At 56.3% G+C, this 18,044-nt stretch carries 18 protein-coding genes; 10 read left to right on the top strand and 8 right to left on the bottom strand.

What is annotated here, in order from left to right; genetic code table 11:
• Positions 1 to 27 precede the first annotated feature (27 nt).
• Positions 28 to 990 (top strand): 5'-nucleotidase, encoded by a 963-nt coding sequence (locus tag SIC15_RS15270; protein WP_412536357.1) that lies wholly within the window; start codon positions 28 to 30, stop codon positions 988 to 990.
• A 44-nt stretch (positions 991 to 1,034) separates the two neighbouring features.
• Here SIC15_RS15270 and SIC15_RS15265 read toward each other — a convergent pair whose 3' ends face one another.
• The gene (locus SIC15_RS15265) at positions 1,035 to 1,325 is read right to left on the bottom strand and encodes a helix-turn-helix domain-containing protein (protein WP_412536356.1); all 291 of its coding nucleotides are present in this window, start codon (positions 1,323 to 1,325) and stop codon (positions 1,035 to 1,037) included.
• A gap of 268 nt (positions 1,326 to 1,593) precedes the next feature.
• Positions 1,594 to 1,761: a hypothetical protein gene (locus SIC15_RS15260; RefSeq protein WP_412536355.1), complete on the bottom strand. Its 168-nt coding sequence runs from the start codon at positions 1,759 to 1,761 to the stop codon at positions 1,594 to 1,596.
• A 261-nt stretch (positions 1,762 to 2,022) separates the two neighbouring features.
• On the opposite strand from SIC15_RS15260, the gene SIC15_RS15255 reads away from it, so the two are divergent.
• The 6 genes from SIC15_RS15255 to SIC15_RS15230 all read left to right on the top strand — a co-directional run bounded on the left by SIC15_RS15255 (position 2,023) and on the right by SIC15_RS15230 (position 6,310).
• The gene (locus SIC15_RS15255) at positions 2,023 to 2,307 is read left to right on the top strand and encodes a hypothetical protein (protein ID WP_412536354.1); all 285 of its coding nucleotides are present in this window, start codon (positions 2,023 to 2,025) and stop codon (positions 2,305 to 2,307) included.
• 179 nt (positions 2,308 to 2,486) lie between these two features.
• Positions 2,487 to 3,056, top strand: coding sequence for a DJ-1/PfpI family protein (locus SIC15_RS15250; protein WP_153633848.1), 570 nt, complete (start codon positions 2,487 to 2,489; stop codon positions 3,054 to 3,056).
• 50 nt (positions 3,057 to 3,106) lie between these two features.
• Positions 3,107 to 3,487 (top strand): ribbon-helix-helix domain-containing protein, encoded by a 381-nt coding sequence (locus SIC15_RS15245; protein WP_153633847.1) that lies wholly within the window; start codon positions 3,107 to 3,109, stop codon positions 3,485 to 3,487.
• Positions 3,488 to 3,695: 208 nt separating this feature from the next.
• The gene (locus SIC15_RS15240; protein WP_412536353.1) at positions 3,696 to 4,691 is read left to right on the top strand and encodes a DUF1852 domain-containing protein; all 996 of its coding nucleotides are present in this window, start codon (positions 3,696 to 3,698) and stop codon (positions 4,689 to 4,691) included.
• A 27-nt stretch (positions 4,692 to 4,718) separates the two neighbouring features.
• Positions 4,719 to 5,759, top strand: a complete 1,041-nt coding sequence (locus tag SIC15_RS15235) for a methionine synthase (protein WP_412536352.1) — start codon at positions 4,719 to 4,721, stop codon at positions 5,757 to 5,759.
• A gap of 14 nt (positions 5,760 to 5,773) precedes the next feature.
• On the top strand, positions 5,774 to 6,310 hold the full coding sequence (locus SIC15_RS15230; RefSeq protein WP_412537626.1) for a flavin reductase family protein: 537 nt from the start codon (positions 5,774 to 5,776) through the stop codon (positions 6,308 to 6,310).
• 2 nt (positions 6,311 to 6,312) lie between these two features.
• Here SIC15_RS15230 and SIC15_RS15225 read toward each other — a convergent pair whose 3' ends face one another.
• Genes SIC15_RS15225 through SIC15_RS15215 form a run of 3 tightly spaced genes read right to left on the bottom strand, consistent with a single transcriptional unit; the run spans position 6,313 to position 10,596 of the window.
• Entirely contained in the window at positions 6,313 to 6,858 is a 546-nt protein-coding gene (locus tag SIC15_RS15225) for a nucleoside 2-deoxyribosyltransferase (RefSeq protein WP_412536351.1), read from the bottom strand.
• A 10-nt stretch (positions 6,859 to 6,868) separates the two neighbouring features.
• A complete protein-coding gene (ltaE, locus tag SIC15_RS15220) occupies positions 6,869 to 7,879 on the bottom strand; it encodes a low-specificity L-threonine aldolase (protein WP_412536350.1) in 1,011 nt (336 codons plus the stop codon).
• A 56-nt stretch (positions 7,880 to 7,935) separates the two neighbouring features.
• Positions 7,936 to 10,596 carry a cation-translocating P-type ATPase gene (locus SIC15_RS15215; RefSeq protein WP_412536349.1) on the bottom strand — a complete coding sequence of 887 codons (2,661 nt, stop codon included), beginning with the start codon at positions 10,594 to 10,596 and terminating at the stop codon, positions 7,936 to 7,938.
• A 120-nt stretch (positions 10,597 to 10,716) separates the two neighbouring features.
• Here SIC15_RS15215 and SIC15_RS15210 point away from each other — a divergent pair, with 120 nt between their 5' ends.
• Both SIC15_RS15210 and SIC15_RS15205 read left to right on the top strand, forming a co-directional pair.
• Positions 10,717 to 12,486: a DEAD/DEAH box helicase family protein gene (locus SIC15_RS15210; protein ID WP_412536348.1), complete on the top strand. Its 1,770-nt coding sequence runs from the start codon at positions 10,717 to 10,719 to the stop codon at positions 12,484 to 12,486.
• A gap of 89 nt (positions 12,487 to 12,575) precedes the next feature.
• A complete protein-coding gene (locus SIC15_RS15205) occupies positions 12,576 to 13,058 on the top strand; it encodes an FKBP-type peptidyl-prolyl cis-trans isomerase (protein ID WP_412536347.1) in 483 nt (160 codons plus the stop codon).
• A 73-nt stretch (positions 13,059 to 13,131) separates the two neighbouring features.
• On the opposite strand, the gene SIC15_RS15200 is transcribed toward SIC15_RS15205, so the two are convergent.
• The 3 genes from SIC15_RS15200 to dctP form a co-directional block, all read right to left on the bottom strand.
• Positions 13,132 to 14,541: a TRAP transporter large permease gene (locus SIC15_RS15200; protein WP_205632669.1), complete on the bottom strand. Its 1,410-nt coding sequence runs from the start codon at positions 14,539 to 14,541 to the stop codon at positions 13,132 to 13,134.
• Positions 14,538 to 15,164, bottom strand: coding sequence for a TRAP transporter small permease subunit (locus SIC15_RS15195; RefSeq protein ID WP_412536346.1), 627 nt, complete (start codon positions 15,162 to 15,164; stop codon positions 14,538 to 14,540). The genes SIC15_RS15200 and SIC15_RS15195 overlap by 4 nt, the downstream gene beginning before the upstream one ends.
• An 89-nt stretch (positions 15,165 to 15,253) precedes the next feature.
• Entirely contained in the window at positions 15,254 to 16,261 is a 1,008-nt protein-coding gene (dctP, locus tag SIC15_RS15190) for a TRAP transporter substrate-binding protein DctP (protein WP_412536345.1), read from the bottom strand.
• Between the two features lie 437 nt (positions 16,262 to 16,698).
• Between dctP and SIC15_RS15185 the strand changes: the two genes are divergently transcribed.
• Positions 16,699 to 18,003 (top strand): ferric reductase-like transmembrane domain-containing protein, encoded by a 1,305-nt coding sequence (locus tag SIC15_RS15185; RefSeq protein ID WP_412536344.1) that lies wholly within the window; start codon positions 16,699 to 16,701, stop codon positions 18,001 to 18,003.
• Positions 18,004 to 18,044: the final 41 nt, after the last annotated feature.

Below are 18,044 nucleotides of genomic sequence, written 5' to 3'. Positions count from 1 at the left end.
CGAATTGCCGGTTTGAGAGGACTGCTTATGGCCTATGATTTGTCGGATACTCTGGTGGTTGGCATCACAGCAACTGCGCTGTTTGATTTGAGCGAAGCGGATGCAGTATTCCGGCGTAAGTTCGAATCCAATCGAGAAGAGGCCATCGAGGAGTACCGTGATTACATGGCCGCTCGTGAGTCTGAATCGCTGAAGCCCGGCACCGGGTTCTACCTGGTTAAGGCGCTTCTCTCCCTGAACCAGTTCCAGTCCGGCGACAAAACCCCATTGGTGGAAGTGGTGGTAATGTCTCGCAACAGCCCGGAAACCGGAGTGCGGGTGTTTCACAATATCCGTGAATACGGTCTGAATATCACCCGCTCTGCGTTCACCGGAGGTGAGTCGGTGGTGGACTATCTGGATGCCTACGATGTCGACCTCTTCCTGACCACCAACACCAAAGACGCCCAGCGAGTCATTGATAGCGACAGCTGTGCTGTGGCTTTGGTAAAAGAGCCGCCCGCCAACATGGAAGCGATCCCAGATGGCCAGGTACGGATAGCCTTTGATGGCGATGCGGTGCTGTTCAGCGATGAGAGTGAAATTGTATACAAGGCCGAGGGCCTGAAAGGATTCCATTCGGCGGAGGACAGAGAACAGGACAATCCCCTGAACGATGGCCCCTACGCAACGCTGCTTCGGAAGCTCTCGCGCTTGCAGGACCGGCTGCCCCACAAGGTCGACTTTTCACCGGTTCGTGTGGCCATTATCACCGCAAGAAACAGCCCGGCCGAGATGCGCGTGATCAAAACCCTGCGCCATTGGGGCGTATATGTGGATGAGATTTTTTTCCTGGGTGGCCTGGATAAATCCAAGATCATCAAGGCGTTCAAGGCGCACATTTTTTTCGATGATCAGGATGTGCATCTGGAGCCGGCGGCCCGATATACGCCTGCGGGGAAGGTGCCTTACCGGTCCGGTTCGCCTTTGAAGGATTCTGAGAAACAATAAAGAATCTGGGGATTGTAGATTATTTGTTTACGATTGCGGACCATTTATGGCGAAACCGGACCGTTTTCAACAGCCTCTAGCTTCACCCGAAAACCACAGGCAGCAGCATAGTTGTTGAGTGTTTCCCAGCTCGGGTTGCTTCGGCCGCGCTCAAGCCTGGAGATGTTGCTCTTGTTGGTTCCGAGTTTCTTGGCAACCTCTTCTTGGGTTAGGCCAGCCTTAGTTCTCATCGTAATCAGTTGATCGATCAGGCTGAATTCGTCTTCAAGAAAGTCGTATTCCCGACGGACTTCAGGATTTTTAAGTGCTTTCTGCTTAAACTTTTTGAAATTCATGATTTCCTGACCTCCTTCAACCGCTCTTTGGGGGCATCTCGGAGAACTCTTTGTCCACGTTCCTGTAGAATTCTATATCCCAATCCATGGGTGCTCCTCTTCCATCTGGTTATCATATACGATAACTGGAGCTTTAAAAAGTGATCATCCTCTTCCTGTCTGCATGCGTTGATGACGCCTGCATTCTGGTCACGATCACCACTCGTCAACCCGTGTTGAGGATATGGGGCGCTCTCATCGATGCTCGCCCAGACTACGCCAGTCTGGATTAATCTCCCTTTTTGAATTTCGCTTTGCAGTTACCGCTCATGCACATGGTGCAGTAATGCTCGCGGTCCTCGTGGCTGGTGCCTTCTGCGATCTTAATGCCACAGCCGTTGCAGAGCAGGATGGAAACGTCTCCTTTCACTTCCAAAACTGCGTGTTCGTAGTTCATTAAAAAGCTCCGTTGCAGGCTGTTGGTGTTAACGCGGTATTACCGTATCCACGTTGGGTTAGAAAGCTGCAGGCCATTACGCCTTGCGTGCTGGATTGGTTCTCCCCGTGAAGGTTTTGTGACCTCTTCTTTACCGACTTTTGACCGGGCCGTGACGGCCACGTAAGCGTTCCTTTCTATTCTGCATTCTGACGCTGCCGGCTCCGACCCAGGAGCCGGGCAGTGTCGAACATAAATTGTTTCCAGCAAGGAGAATGCACAATGAAAAGCCTGACAGCCACTCTTTTGGCACTTGGTACCACCCTGGCCTTGATGGCGCCCGCCCACGCAGACGACATGGATAAGGACAGCAAGGGTATGGACGAGACCATGATGCATGACGACATGAAAGATGACGGCATGGCCAAGGACTCAATGAAGACCGATACCATGCACGACGAAATGAAGGCCGATAGCATGATGGATGAGGGAGTGAAGAAGGACCCTATGGACAAAGACACCATGAAAAAAGATGAAATGTCCGACGGGGATAAAACCTCGATGTGATGGCAGTGATTGGGAAAAGGCTCAGGTTTCGTCGCCCGGATACATTCCGCATTCGGCGACGGGCACAAACGGCGAAACCTGTAGTAACCCCTTAATACCCGCTCCATTAGCCCCACTGCTACTGTTTCCGGACCTGGCAAAACAAACACAAGGAGACAGCCGTGAGCGGAGGAAAAGCCATGAGCGGGAAGAAGATTCTGATGATCACCGGTGATTTCACCGAAGACTACGAAACCATGGTGCCATTCCAGGCGCTGCAGGCCGTTGGTCACACGGTGCATGCCGTTTGCCCCGATAAGAAGGCGGGCGATACCGTGGCCACTGCCATCCACGACTTCGAGGGTGACCAGACCTATTCTGAAAAACCGGGTCATCGGTTTGCCTTGAATGCGGACTTTGAAGGGATCAACCCAGCTGATTACGACGCCCTGGTGGTGCCCGGCGGGCGTGCCCCCGAGTATCTGCGCCTGAACAAGGATGTGCAGAAGCTGGTTCGCCATTTCTTTGAAACCAACAAGCCAGTTGCGGCGATCTGCCACGGTGCCCAGTTGTTGGCAGCGGCAGGGGTTCTGGAGGGGCGAAAATGCTCGGCTTACCCGGCTTGCCAGCCGGAGGTGGAACTGGCCGGCGGAACCTTCGCTGGTATCGAGGTTGATCAGGCCGTCACCGATGCTAATCTGGTAACAGCGCCCGCGTGGCCCGCCCATCCGGCCTGGCTGGCGCAGTTCTTCAAGTTACTGGAGCAGTAACAGGGCAGGGGCCGGCCTACCGGCCCCACAGCGTGTCCAGGGAGGCTGTTATGTGCAAGCTCTTCATCAACGCCGATCCGGAGCTTTGGGTCAGCCGAACCCACTCCCTGCGCATTGATGGCATGGTCACCAGCGTGCGGATGGAGAATGCCTTCTGGCAGGTACTGTCGGAGTTGGCCGAGCGCGATGGCATGAACCTGCCTCAGATGATCACCCGCCTCTACCACGAGTCCATTGATGCCGGCCACGACCTCGGCAATTTCACGTCCTTCCTGCGGGTTTGCGCGCTGCGCTATCTTGAATTGCAGCTGAGTGGCGACGTGCCCAGGGATACCCGGGTGCCCATTGCCTCACTGAATGCCGACCGGATTCTTGCCGGTAAAACCGGTGAGCCGGTAGCGCAGGAAGTGGTGAGCAAGGCGAAGCATTAAATTCTCTGGAAGGTCAAAAATACAGGCCAGCCTGACTCGCACCAATCCATGACTCAGATTAATGGTTGAATGAGATTAAATCATTTTTATTCATTGATTCATGCGCCTAGCATAGATTCCAGTCTCAACCGCAGCCGACTGAACGGCGACGGTGAGGGGCAGCCAATGAATTCAGGTTTTATCTCAGGAATCAGGATACCGGGTCGTCATGAACAACGAGCTCACATTCGCCATCAAGCGTCTGCGTTTTGATGAAAAGTACCGTCCATCGCAGAACACGCGCATTACCACCAACTTTGCCAATCTGGCCAGGGGAGAGAAGCGCCGGGAGAATTTGCACAACGCGTTGACGATGATTGATGATCGTTTCAACGCTCTGGCGCACTGGGATAACCCCGAAGGCAACCGCTATTCAGTCCAGCTTGATATCGTTTCCGTTGACATGATCGTGGGTGTTGAACACCAGAGCGACACCTTCCCGGCGATAGAGGTGCTGCAAACGAGCATCGTTGATCGCAAAACTGGCAAGCGCATTGAAGGCGTCGTCGGCAATAATTTCTCCTCCTACCTGCGCGATTATGACTTCAGTGTGCGGCTGCTGGAGCACAACCGGCATCAATCCGGATTCAGCGTGCCCGAGGATTTTGGCGATCTGCATGGAAAGCTCTTTCAGCATTTCGTGCATTCAAAAGCTTACACGCAGAATTTCGGCAAGCCGCCGGTTATCTGCCTCAGCGTTTCGGACAGCAAAACCTACCACCGCACCGGCAATCAGCACCCTGTGCTGGGTGTTGAATACCAGCCCAACGACTCCTCCTTAACCGAGTTGTATTTCCGGAAGATGGGGCTGGAGGTTCGGTATTTCATGCCTGCAGGAAGCGTGGCACCTCTGGCGTTCTATTTCTTCGGTGATCTGCTGAACGATTACACCAACCTTGAGCTGGCCAGCACCATCGCCACCATGGAAACCTTTCAGCGAATCTATCGACCGGAGATTTACAACGCCCACTCTGCAGCAGGCGAGCGTTATCAACCGGATCTGAAAAACCGTGATCACTCGCGCACAGACGTTGTTTACGATCGCGAGGAGCGCAGCGAGCTGGCGGTTGAGCAGGGAAGATTTGCTGAGGAGCGTCTCATCAAACCTTACCGAGCCCTCCTTGAGCAGTGGTCCGCGAACTACTTGCCTGACTACGCGCTTTGATCATCAAGAACCCATAGGTTACCCATCGTGAAAAAACTGTTACCTACTTCAACCGCCGGCAGTCTGCCAAAGCCGGCCTGGCTTGCTCAGCCCGAGACACTCTGGTCACCCTGGAAGCTGCAGGGTGAAGAACTCGTTGAGGGCAAGCAGGACGCCTTGCGGGTGTCATTGCAGGACCAGCAACTGGCTGGCGTTGATATCGTCAGTGATGGCGAGCAGACGCGCCAGCACTTCGTGACCACCTTCATCGAACACCTCGACGGCGTTGATTTCGAGAGGCGCGAGACCGTTCGAATTCGTGATCGCTACGATGCCAGCGTGCCCACGGTGGTCGGTGCTGTGAGTCGCCAGAAGCCTGTATTTGTGGACGACGCCCGGTTCTTGCGTGAGCAGACCGATCAACCGATCAAGTGGGCACTGCCTGGCCCCATGACGATGATCGACACGCTGTACGATGCCCATTACAAAAGCCGCGAAAAGCTGGCCTGGGAGTTCGCCAAGATACTCAACAAGGAAGCCAGGGAGCTGCAAGCGGCCGGTGTGGATATCATCCAGTTCGATGAACCCGCCTTTAACGTGTTCTTCGATGAGGTGAATGACTGGGGCATCGCTGCCCTGGAAAAGGCCATTGAAGGGCTTAACTGTGAGACTGCCGTGCACATCTGTTATGGCTATGGCATCAAGGCCAACACCGACTGGAAGAAAACCCTTGGCTCCGAGTGGCGACAGTACGAAGAGATTTTCCCCAGGCTGCAAACCTCCAATATCGATCTGATTTCACTGGAATGCCAGAATTCGCACGTGCCGATGGAGCTGATTGAGCTGATCCGGGGCAAGAAAGTGATGGTGGGTGCGATTGATGTCGCCACCAATACCATCGAAACGCCGGAAGAGGTGGCCGAGACGCTCCGAAAGGCGCTCCGGTTTGTCGATGCCGACAAACTCTATCCCTGCACCAACTGCGGCATGACTCCTCTGTCCCGCCGTGTGGCCAGCGGCAAGCTGCGAGCGCTGAGTGCCGGCGCTGATATTGTCAGGCGCGAGCTTTCGGTGACGGGAAGTCTGTAATGAGTGCGGATTTGATGGCCCTATCGTCTACCAGCAGCGCTATCGAACCCGCGCGATTTCGTGAAGCGCTCGGGCACTACGCCTCAGGTATCACGGTGATTTCATCCCTCGATGAGGGCGAACCGGTTGGTTTTACGTGTCAGTCGTTCTACAGCGTGTCGATGAACCCGCCGCTGGTGTCATTCAGCGTGAAGTCCAGTTCCTTCAGCTATCCGCGGATTCGCCGCGCCGGTCGATTCGCCGTCAATATCCTCTCCGCCGAGCAGGAAGCAATTTCCAATCTGTTTGCCCGCCAGGGCGCCGACAAATGGAAGGACGTCCAGTGGCAGGCATCGCCGCTGGGCAATCCGATCATTCCCGGTAGCCTGGGCTGGCTGGATTGCGAAATCCACGCTGAACACGCGGCAGGGGATCACCTGATCGTGATTGGCGAAGTGAGGGCGTTGAATGTGAAGGAAACCACAGCCTCCCGGCCATTGCTGTATTTCCGGGGCCAGTATCATGATATCGCCGAGCAATGCGCGCACTCATTTGCTTCGCAAAACCAATAGTCTCAGGTTCTCGCCAGCGCCTCCACGCATAGACGGAACAGGTCCGCTGAGAAGAAGGAATGCTCGCCTGGCTGGTCTGCCACGAAGAGCTGGCCACCGGAGCTGTAGATGCCGCCCTCAATCATCAGGTTGTCGCTCATCTCAAAGTCTTCAATGCTGTGTCCCAGATCGTCCAGCTCGGTGCCGCCTGCCCGTTCACGGTAGTAGCGGTTATCCAGGGTAAATCCGAAGGCTCGCTTGCCCTGTCCGATCATGTAGCCGACTTCGAAGACCGTACCCGGGTCGGCACTGATGCCACGGAACGGGGTGAGGTTGGCGATGATGGCATCGCAGCTGTCCATCAGTTCTCGGTTTGCCCGGTAGATCCGATGGCCAAGCCTGAATTTCGACTCGCTGTCGGAGGCGGCCAGTTCGGTGTCCAGCGGGTCTACGCCCTCCAAACCGTATTCCAGCAGAAGGCGCTTTTTCTCGGCCACGATGGCCTGGTGTTCTTCGGCGGGGAAGAACACTTCCGGACCGGCGAGGTAGATGCGTTTTGGTGTTGCCATGGAGCCCCCTTCAACCCTGGTAGAACCGGCGAATAGCGTCCAGCAACCGGTCGACATCCTGGCGGTTGACGTCCAGGTGCGTCACGAAGCGAATGGGGTCTCCCGCCGTGATCAGGATGCCCTGGTCAGCCAGGTAGTCTCGCAGGTGCGCGGCTCTGCCGGACCTGCAGCGGGCGTAGACGATGTTGGTCTGAGTGCTGGTGGGGTTTATCTCCAGCTGCGGAATGTCGGCCAGGCCGGCGCTCAGGTACTCGGCGTTCTCGTGGTCTTCAATCAGCCGAAGCGGCCCTTTCTCCAGAGCGATGCGCCCAGCTGCAGCCAGTATGCCAGCCTGGCGCATGCCGCCACCCACCATTTTACGCAGCCGTGTCGCTCGCTCGATAAAAGCTTTCGAACCCAGCAGCAGCGAACCGACGGGTGCACCCAGCCCTTTTGAAAGGCAAACGCTCACTGAATCGTAGCACCTGGTGATGTCGGTAATGTCGCAGTTGGATTTTACGGCTGCGTTGAACACCCGGGCGCCATCAAGGTGCAGCAGCAAACCGTGTTCGTCGCAAAAGGCGCGGGCCTCGCGCTGATAGTCCAACGACAGCACTTTGCCACCGATGGTGTTTTCCAGCGAGAGCAGGCGGGTAGGGGCGAAATGGAAATCGTCGGGCTTGATGGCGGCTTTGGCTTTGCCAAGGTTGATGCTGCCATCCGGCTCGTTCTCGATCGGTTGTGGTTGTACGCTGCCCAGCACAGCAGCGCCACCGCCTTCGTAGCGGTAGTTGTGAGCCGACTGACCACAGAGGTACTCATCGCCCCGGCCACAGTGGCTCATGATGGCCAGCAGGTTGGCCTGGGTGCCGGTGGCGGTAAACAGGGCCGACTCGAAGCCCAGCCGTTCGGCGGCGTAGGCCTGAAGGCTGTTCACGGTGGGGTCGTCGCCATAAACGTCGTCGCCCACCTCGGCGCTGGCCATGGCCTCGCGCATTTCAGGGGTAGGGCGGGTGACCGTGTCGCTGCGAAAATCGATCATGTGTTCAGTGTCCTGAAGAAAACCTGTTTCAAGCTTATCGGGATCTCACCACAGATTCACTGTCGCCGCTTCCTGATCAATACCTTGTGCAGTTCCTCGACAATGACAAGACTCATGGCAAGTGCGAGCAACTGCAGCCATTCCGCCAGGGATATCGGTTGAATCTGCAGGACATCGGAGAGCCCCGGCACATACATGGCACCAATGTGCGCCAGTTGGGCCAGGGGAACCGCCAGCATCAGGAACGGGTTGCGGAGCAGAGGAATGCGGAACAGCGAGCGGAATTCCGAGCGGCTGCTGAGCGCGTGAATGTTGCCGAACAGCACCATCAGCATCAGCGTGAGGTTGCGGGCTTCCTCAAGGCTTTGGCCCTGGTCGAGCGTCCACTGGAAATTGAGGAAAGCAACAAGGCCCATCCATGAGCCCACCACCAGAACATGCTCAATTATGTGCTTATCGAACACGGGCTCGTGGGGTGAGCGCGGTTTTACGGACAGTTCGCCGCCTTCCTTCGGTTCGAAGGCGAGGGCCACGTCCTGGAAGCCGTTGGCAACCAGATTCAGCCACAGGAGCTGTACCGCGATCATCGGCATTGGCAGACCGGCCATGACACAGAGGAAAAAGAGCAGGATTGCGGAGAAACCGGTGGCCACCAGCAGCCCGATGACCTTGCGGATGTTGTTGTATACCACCCGGCCCTGCTCGATTCCGGCGACAATCGATGAAAAATTATCGTCGGTGACGATCAGGTCGGCCGTTTCCTTGGCCACATCGGTGCCTCGCTTACCCATGGCGATTCCGGCATGGGCCTGTCGCATGGCGGGGGCATCGTTAACACCATCCCCGGTAACCGCCACAAAATGGCCATCCCGCATGAAGCTGTCCACAATCTGGGCTTTTCGGGTGGGTTCTATGCGGGCGAATACCCGGGCGGGGCGAATGAGCTTGTCCACCGCCAGCTGGCCACGAGCGCTGGCTTCATCCAGCATCGGGCCTGTTACGACGGTTGCGTCTGCGTCACACAGGCCCAGTTCCTGTGCGATCGATTTCGCGGTCGCCGGGTGGTCTCCGGTGACCATGGCGACCTCAATACCGCCGGTGCGACACTTTTCGATCGCGTCGAAGGCTTCATGGCGAAGTGGATCGATCATGGCGACCATGCCGAGAAAGACCATCCCGGCCATTTCATGGTCGCCGTGCGCGGAAGTTCTCTTCGCAAGGGCAATAATCCGGTAGCCCCTGGAGGCCAGTTCGGTGAATTGGCGCTCAAGGGCCGGCTTGTCGATGGCTATGGAGCCGTCCGCGGTGGTCATCCGGTCACACATGGCCAGCATCTTTTCAGGGCTGCCCTTGGCGTAAATCACGGTTTGATCACCAACCCGGTTGACCACGCCGCTGTAGGCCTTTTCCGACTCGTAAGGGATAAGGGCCACCTGTTCCTGCCGGGTTCGCAGGTCCGTGATGGACATACCCAGCTTCTTGGCCATCACCAGAAAGGCGATGTCTACGATATCTCCCTGGGAAACCCACTCGCCGCCGCTGTAGTCCAGGTGGCTTTCATTGGCGAGGACGCCTGCAACACAGAGTTCCCTGAGTGTTTCCTGGCCAGTCGCATCCATCTCGGTGCCGGCATGCCCAGTAATTTCCCCTCCCGGTGCCACGCCCTCGCCAGTTACCTCGAACTGCCGCCCGTCAGGCAGCATCACCCTGCGAATGGTGAGCTCGTTAACGGTCAGTGTGCCGGTCTTGTCGGAGCAGATGAGAGTGCAGGATCCCAGTGCCTCCACGGCGACAAGCTTGCGAATGATGACATTGCGTTTTGCCATTCGGGACATGCCAATGGCCAGGGCAACGGTGAGTGCGGCAGGCAGGCCCTCGGGGATCACCGAAACCGCCAGGCCGATGGTCATGAGGATCATCTCCTCGATGGAATAACCGCCATCCAGGATCATCAGGCCTGCCAGGGCGGCAATAGCCGCCAGAATGCCGAAAGCGACCTGATAGGTGAACTTGCGGATCCGGATCATCAGCGGCGGCTCGGCCGAGGTTTTGCCGGTAACACCCTGTGCAATCTTGCCAAGCTGGGTCGCCGAGGCGGTAGCGATCACCCGGCCGCGCCCGCGCCCATGGGTGATGATGCTGCCGGCAAAGCACTGGTCAGCGCGCTCAGTCAGCGGGGTACTGTCATCGCTTGTAGTACCGACATTCTTGGCAACCGCCAGGGATTCCCCCGTCAACATGGACTCATCCACTGCCAGGCTGCTGGCGCTGAGTAACTGAAGATCAGCGGGTACCTTGTCGCCCGAGGAAAGCAAAACAATATCGCCCGGAACGATCTCCTCGACGTCAACGGTGACAATCTGGCTGTCCCGAAGCACGTGGGCTGTCCCTTTCATCATTTGCTTCAGCGCAGCCGCGGCCTTCTGAGCCGAAAACTCCTGCACGGTGCCGATGATCGCGTTTATCAGCAGAACAATCAGAATAAAAACCCCGCTCGGGGTCTGGCCGAGGGCAAATGAAACCCCGGAAGCGATCAGGAGGATGTAAATGAAAGGGCTGAGGAACTGCCTGGCAAACAACTCCAGAACACCTGGCATTGGAGGGGCAGGCAGCCGGTTGTAACCGAACTCCTCCAGCCGTGCACTGGCCTGCTGGCTGGAAAGCCCGCTCTCAGCAGGATTGGGCGTGATGGGTAGCTCTGGCGCAGCGTCGTTCATGGCGGTCCAAGTTGGCCATTCAGGAAAAGGGGGCGGATCTCGTGTCGGCCCAAGGGTAAAGGTAATGGCATCTGCTAGTATGGCCAAATTTTCGTTCAGAAGACGGCCAGATACTGCAACATGAATGCTCCTTTCAAACTACGCCCATACCAGCAGGACGCGGTCGAGGCCACGCTGAATCATTTCAGAAAGTCCGATGAGTCCGCCGTTATCGTGCTGCCAACCGGCGCCGGCAAAAGTCTGGTGATTGCCGAGCTGGCTCGTCTCGCCCGGCGGAAGATTCTGGTGCTGACCCATGTGAAAGAGCTGGTCGAGCAGAATCACGCGAAATATGAGAGTTATGGGCTGGAGGGCGGCGTTTTTTCAGCTGGGCTGAAGCGCAAGGAACGCCACCATCAGGTGACCTTTGCCAGCGTGCAGTCAGTGTCGGCGAATCTCGATCAGTTCCGGGATGAATACTCTCTCTTGATCATTGATGAGTGCCATCGGGTCAGCGGTGAGGAAACCAGTCAGTATCAACGAATCATTGAACTTTTACGCGAGCAGAATGAGTCCCTGAAAGTGCTCGGGCTGACTGCCACACCTTATCGCCTGGCGATGGGCTGGATCTATCGCTACCACTATCGGGGCTTTGTTCGTGGTGAGGACGACAAGCCCTTTCAGCACTGCATTTATGAGCTGCCGTTGAGCTACATGATCAATCGCGGCTATCTCACCAAACCCGAACTCGTGAACGCAGCTGTGGCGCAATACGATTTCTCGGCGCTGCCTCAGGACCGTTTTGGCGAGTACGCCGAGAAAGACGTTAACCAGTTGCTGAGCAAGCACAAGCGAGTTACACGGGCGATTATTGAGCAGGTGATGGAGCTGGCCGCCGACCGCCGGGGAGTGATGATCTTCGCGGCCACGGTGGAGCATGCGCGGGAGATTACCGGTTACCTGCCAGAGCATGAGACTGCCTTGGTGACAGGTGCGACGGATCTGAAGGACCGGGACTTGCTGATTCAGCGCTTCAAACAGCGGGAGCTCAAGTATCTGGTGAATGTGTCCGTGCTGACCACGGGCTTTGATGCGCCCCACGTGGACTTCATAGCCATACTGAGGCCCACACAGTCAGTAAGTCTTTACCAGCAGATTGTCGGCCGTGGTCTTCGGCTGGATGAAGGCAAACGGGATTGCCTGGTGATTGATTATGCCGGCAACCATGTAAACCTGCATCACCCGGAAGTGGGTGAGCCGAAACCGGACCCCGACAGTGAGCCGGTGCAGGTGTTTTGCCCGGGATGCGGGTTTGCCAACATCTTCTGGGGCAAAACCGACAGTGACGGTGGTGTGATCGAGCATTACGGCCGCCGGTGTCAGGGGCTTCTGGAGACTCAGGAAGGAGATGAATCTTTCGGCGGTAACGGGCGCCCGCAACAGTGCGATTACCGTTTCCGTTTCAAGGAGTGCTCGCACTGCGGTGCCGAGAATGACATTGCGGCCCGCAACTGCCATCAATGCCACAAAGCCATTATCGACCCGGACGATCAGCTCCGGGATGCCTTGAAGCTCAAGGATGCCATGGTGATTCGATGTGCCGGCATATCGCTGGGCGCTGACGGTAGCACGTTGAGGATTACCTATCACGGCGAGGATGGGGAGGAACTCAACGAATCGTTTGATTTCAGCAAGCCGGGCCAGCGCACTATTTTCAACAAGATCTTCGGGCGTCGTTTTGCCAATGGCCAGGCCCCGAAAGTGTTCAGCTCAGTGGATACGGTATTTGAATGTCAGGCCCTGTTGCCGGCACCGGATTTCGTGATCGCTCGCAAGCAGAAGCACTATTGGCAGGTGCAGGAGCGGGTTTTTGATTACAAGGGCAGTTATCGCAGGGCCAACGAAGAATGAGCCTTGCCATACTGTTCGGTTGTTCCATTCCTGCAGTCAGCGCCGGAGCTGGCTATAATGGCGGTCCAACCAACCTCGCTGAGAAATATATGCCAATCGAAAAGAACCAGGTCGTCCTGTTCCATTACAGCGTGCGCGACGAACAAGACAACATTATTGAAGACTCCCACGGCGGCGAGCCGAACGCCTACCTGCATGGTTACGGCGGCATTATCAATGGCCTTGAAGAAGCCCTGGAAGGTCGCGATGCGGGTGATACGTTCAGCGTCACCGTCACTCCGGAAAAGGCCTACGGGCCGCGCAAGCCTGATGCCATCCAGCGAGTGCCGATCAAGCATTTGATGGGCGCCAAACGCTGGAAACCGGGCATGATTGCCCAGGTTCGGACCGAGCAGGGCCCGCGCCATGTGGTTGTTGCCAAGGTGGGCCACAAATTTGCCGATGTCGACACCAACCATCCGATGGCGGGCAGAACCCTGACCTTTGATATCGAAGTGATTGACGTGCGCGCCGCGACCTCGGAAGAAATAGCCCACGGTCACGCCCATGGCCCGGGTGGGCACCATCATTGAGAATGTATAGTGGTGTGAGCATACCGATGGTTGTCATCTCAGACACCCATAGCAAAGCAGGTCCGGCGCATCGTCAGCCGTAGCCCATCATGCCTGGTAACCACAACACGATACCGGGCAGCGCGATCAGGGCGGCGATGGTTAAAACATCCGCCACAAAGAAGGGGGTGCAGCCCCGGAACACGTCCTGCACCGAACACTCTGGACGCACGCCAGCAACAACAAAGCAGTTCAGCCCTATGGGAGGCGTAATCAGGCAGAGCTCTGCCATTTTCACTACAATAATGCCAAACCAGATGGCGCAGCCGGTTCCAGAAACCCCAAAGGCCGATTCGGCGGCAGTCACATCGATGCCCCCATTCAGGGCAATCACTGCGGGGTACACCACGGGCAGAGTCAGCAGTAGCATGCCGATGGCGTCCATAAACATCCCCAGAACGGCGTAAGCGCAGAGAATGAGAAGGAGTGTCAGCAGCGGGCTCTGCTCCAGGCTGACGATCCAGTCAGAAAATGCCGTGGGCAGGTCGGCGAATCCAAGAAAGCGAACGTAGATGAGAACACCCCAAATGATGGCAAAGATCATCGCCGACAGCTTTGCCGTTTCCATCAGTGAAGCTTTCAGCTCTGGCCATCGGCTTCCGTTATAGAGCGCCATGCAGAGAATAACAAAAGCGCCAAGGGCACCGGCTTCGGTTGGTGTACCCACGCCCCCATAAATGCAGACCATGATGATTCCAACCACCACGAAGATGGGCATTGCGCCGGGTACTGACTCAAAGCGCTGTTTCCACGTGTAGCCACGAACAGGCGGGCCAAAGTTCTTGCGGGTGACCGCCATGATTATGACGAGTGCCCCGTAAACCAGGGCTGAAAAGGCACCGGGCAGGAACCCGGCCATCAGCAGCGCACCAACGTCCTGTTCAACGATGATGGCGTAGATGACCAGGATGGCAGAGGGGGGGATAAGCGAAGCCAGTGTGCCGCCGGCAGCGACAACACCCGCGGCGAAGCGCTTGTCATATCCCAGTTTCAGCATTTCCGGCACCGCGATCCGGGCGAAAACGGCAGACGTCGCCACCGATGCACCGGACACTGCTGCGAAGCCTGCGGTGGAGAATACGGTGGCCACCCCCATGCCGCCGGGAAGCCAGCCGACCCATCGTTTTGCCGCTTCGAATAGAGATTTAGTGAGGCCTGCGTGATAGGCAAGAAAGCCGATCAATATAAAAGCGGGAATCAATGACAGGGCAAGTGAGGAAACCTTCGAATGGGGGATGGTGCCCGCCATTTTCACAGCGACCAGAAAACCCCGGTCGAAACCGAGCTTGGCGGAGAAAATCCATACCAGACCGAGAAAGCCGGCTGTGGCAGCTGCGAAAGCGACTCGAACGCCCAGCAGAACAAAAACCAGCATGGCTCCGGTGACCCAGAGGCCGATGTCGATGGAATCCATGTTGCCCATGGTTTGGAACAGTTCAGTCATGTTGTTTTTTCTTCATCGTGGCCACTGACGGCACTGGCTTCACGGGCGGCAACGTCGGCCGCTGATTCAACAAGCGGGACTGCTACAGGCATATCTCCGCCCTGCTTGAGCGCCCGCATGTAGCCCCAGAGCTGAAGTAACAGGCGCATTGCCAGGATGGTGAGAGCAATTGGAACCACCAGTTTGGCGGGCCAGGTGGGCAAATTGATGTCTAGCGATGAATCACCAATGGTGTAGGCTCGCCAGAAATGCATGTAGCTGCCGTAAATAAGTACAGAGGTGACTGCCAGCATCAACAGCGTTGTAACCAATTCGGTAAACCACAGATAGCGGCCGCGGAATTGTCCAACCAGTATGTCCATACGGATGTGGCCACCCATTCGCTGGGTGTAGGCAATGCCAAGAAAAGCGATGAATGCCATGGCCTGTTCGACCCAATCAACGTAACCACTGATTGGCGATGAAAAAATCCAACGTCCGAGTATGTTGACCGTTGCCAACAAAACCAGCAGAAAAATCGCAAAACCGCCGGCCAGGGTGAGTAAGGATTCCAGCCGGAAAAACAGACGGTCCAGACGGCTCAGCGTTGAGTTATCAGCAAGCACAGATGCTGCTGCAGACATGTCAGCCTCCAGTCGGGGAAGGGGTGGTTTCCCAAGAAATAAACCGGTGCCCGTTCAGTTAGAATCGGGCTCCGGTTTTACGAGTCAGGTTATTGTTCGGCGAAGAGCTTGGCTGTGAAATCGAAAACAGCCTTTGCATCAAAATCGCCCTTATGGGTTTCGATCCACTCCTGACGGACAGACTCTGCAAGTTCGTTCAGCCGGGCAGTTTGCTCTGCCGTAAAGGTAACTTCCGTAATGTTGGTCTCATCCTTGGCAGCCTCGAACCTGGCCGTGGTGTTCTGCTCGTAGTTTTCTACGTAATAGTCGAGAGCTTCCTCAACAGAGCCCAGCAGCGCTTCACGGTGGGCCGGTTCAAGCATGTCCAAGGCGTCGGTATTGACGACTACCGGGCAATTGGCAGAGCCGAGATTGAGGTTAGTTGTAGCCCACTGACCTACCTTGTAAGTTGTGGTGGCCAGGTGTGCATGGGGTGCGAAGGACGCTGCGTCAATAACTCCGGAATCCATGGCCTGACGTACTTCAGAGAAAGGCACCCCTGTCTTGACAGCGCCCAGTTTGCCCAACACGCCCATTATTCCGCCCGGGCCGCGGATGCGCATGCCTTCAAAATCCTCCAGAGTCCCGATCGGCTCGCCTTTACCGACGAGGTTGTACTGAGGCAGCGGGGTGGGCATCAACAGAGTGGCATTCCATCGAGCCAGATCTTTCTTGACCTCGGGGTGCTTGAACACTTCCGTGTAGATGTCGCTGATCCGGGACAGAGACACATCTTGTGAAAAAGGCAGCTCGGTTACCGTGATGGTCGGATTTTTGTCGGTGTGGTAAAAGGAGCAGAACTGCGCCATTTCGAAAGCGCCAAATGAAATGCCATCAAGGTTTTCCCTTGCCTTGGATAACCCGCCGTAAGAGATGTTGAGGGTAAACTCCCCATCGGTTTTGGCTTCAACCAATTCGGCGAGTTTCTCGACGTTTTCGGTAAAAGCTCGGCGCTTGCCCCACAAAGATACGTTCCACTCGGTCGCCGCGTGAACATCGGCTGCGATAAAACTGGCTGCGGCCGCAGATGCGACCAATGCTGTTTTTATGGTTTTCATGATGCTTCCTTCTGGTCAGTAAGTTGTTGTTTTCGGCCATTATGGTGAAGGCGGTTGCACTGATGATCAAAACCAGTGCTACTGATTTCGTCTGGAAAGCTTAGGTCACGTTGGCCATCTTGTGCAGTAGTATATTGGTCGGGTAGAGCCGAGAATCGGAATGTCGGGCATATTCTCGGGGTTCCGTTGCAGTTAGGCGGCATCGTGCCGCTGGATAAACAGCAGTTCCTCGTGGCCGTCTTCCATTCTCCGAAAGATCAGCGCGACGGACGCTCGGGCAAATCGACGCCGGAAAGGAATTTTTTTGGGGCGCAAATGGCTTACCCAGGACTTCGATCGCACGTAAAGCTGTCCTTTGATGTTTGATGGCTATAGTTAAACATATCCTGGATGAGCAGGGTGTTTGCGTTGCGACTTAGTTGGCATAGGTTCTGGAAATGAAACCGTTTTATTTGATTGTTGTATACCTTGGTGCTGTCACGTTGCCGTTGATCCTGTCCGCTGCGGTTGGCGGACCGCAGCGCGAATGGCACCAGGAACTTGCCTCGGGTCTTGGCATCCTCGCCTTCTCGATGATCCTTATGGAATTCATCCTCTCCGGCCGTTTCAAAGCCATTTCGAATGGCGTCGGAATGGATGTGACGATGCGGTTTCACCAGATCATGGCCCGCACGGCCCTGGTTTTTGCGCTTGTGCACCCGTTTCTTTACCAGGAAACGCCCTCCGGTGGTCCCCGCCCATGGGATCCCAGCCGTGAATTGACGCTCACAACGGACTTTTCCGCGATTTTAAGTGGAATTGGCGCTTTTTTGCTTCTTCCCAGCCTTGTGCTCCTCGCCATCGGCCGGACCCAGTTGGACTATAAATACGAGACATGGCGCCTGATGCACGGGGTCGGCGCGCTTTTGATTGCACTTCTTCTGCTGCACCACACGGTCTACGGAGGACGTTACGGATCGGAACCAGTGATGACCTGGATTTGGCTGGCAATGACTGGAGTAGCGGTCGGGTCATTGCTCATGGTTTACCTGTGGGTTCCCCTTCAGCAAAAGGCACGCGCTTGGCGTGTGGCCTCCGTGAACCAGCTGACACCGAAGCAATGGGAATTGAGCGTGGAGCCTGAAGGGCATGCGGGGCTGGATTATAAAGCCGGTCAGTTTCTGTGGCTGAATGTGGGGCATAGCCCCTTCTCATTGAAAGAAAATCCCTTTTCCATTTGTTCGGCACCTGCCGAGGGGCCACGGGTATCTTTCATGATCAAAGAGCTCGGCGACTTTACCCGCACCGTTGGCCAGATAGAGCCGGGAACCCTTGCCTACGTTGACGGCCCCTACGGCAATCTTACTGTTGATGGTCGAGCGGGACCCGGAGTTGCCCTCATCGCCGGGGGAGTAGGGCTTGCGCCACTGCTGGGTATGCTCAGGCAAATGCGGGCCACCAACGATCCCCGCAAGGTGAGGTTGATCTACGGTAATCGCGTGATTGATCAGATCGCTCACCGGGAGGAGCTCGGGACGGAGAATGTGGTCTATGTGTTGTCGGAACCACCAGATAACTGGGAGGGTGAGACCGGCTTCATTGATGGCGCGCTGATCGACAGGGTTTTCTCCGAGGAAGAATTCAGCGAATGGCTCTTTGTGATGTGCGGGCCTGCACCCATGATGGATGTTGTTGAGGATCACCTGATCAAGCGAGGCACGCCTTCCCATCACATCCTTTCGGAGCGTTTCAGTTATGACTAATCCCATCAAGCGGGCAAGTCTGCGGCGCCGGGTTTCCAGAT

The organism is Marinobacter sp. MIT932201, from assembly GCF_047123295.1.
Lineage (GTDB): Bacteria > Pseudomonadota > Gammaproteobacteria > Pseudomonadales > Oleiphilaceae > Marinobacter > Marinobacter salsuginis.
Note: the sequence above shows the minus strand (reverse complement) of the source record. Positions and strands in the feature narration are given on the sequence as shown.